Origin of the sequence: Mesorhizobium sp. M7A.F.Ca.ET.027.03.2.1 (assembly GCF_003999175.1) — a bacterium.
Lineage (GTDB): Bacteria > Pseudomonadota > Alphaproteobacteria > Rhizobiales > Rhizobiaceae > Mesorhizobium.
On the sequence record NZ_RZOM01001787.1, the window covers coordinates 1 to 583 of the forward strand.

Genomic DNA, 583 nt, shown 5'->3' on the forward strand with positions numbered 1-583 from the left:
TGTTCGCCTCGCTCGACCACATCAGCAAGGGCAGGGCGTCGTGGAACGTCGTCACCTCGGCGATGGACGAGGAGGCGCGCAATTTCGGCCGCGACGGCAATATCGAACATGCGTTCCGCTACGAGCGTGCGGCCGAATTCCTCGATATCGTCAAAGCGCTGTGGGACAGCTGGGAAGACGAGGCGCTGCTGATCGACAAGGCGTCGGGCTATTTCGCCGACCCCGACAAGGTCCACCCCGTCGACCACAAGGGCAAGCATTTCAAGGTGCGCGGGCCGCTCAACGTCTCGCGGCCGCCGCAAGGCCATCCGCTGATCGTCCAGGCGGGCTCCTCGGAGGACGGCAAGAACTTCGCCACCGCCCAGGCCGATGCGCACTTCGCCATCTACAGCACCAAGGAAGATGGCATCAAATACCGTCAGGATATCAACGAGCGGCTGGCCCGCCACGGCAGGCGGCCGGAGAGCTTCAAGATCCTGCCCGGCATCCTGCCTGTTGTCGCCGCCTCCGAAGCAGAAGGCCGGGAAAAGCAGGAATACCTGCAGACCTTGCTGCCGGATCAGGTCGGCATCGACCTTCTGTC

The 583-nt window shown here is 63.6% G+C and carries 1 protein-coding gene; it reads left to right on the forward strand.

What is annotated here, in order from left to right:
- Positions 1-583 (forward strand): LLM class flavin-dependent oxidoreductase (locus tag EN750_RS38070; RefSeq protein ID WP_127399508.1); only part of this gene is annotated, 583 nt, incomplete at both ends.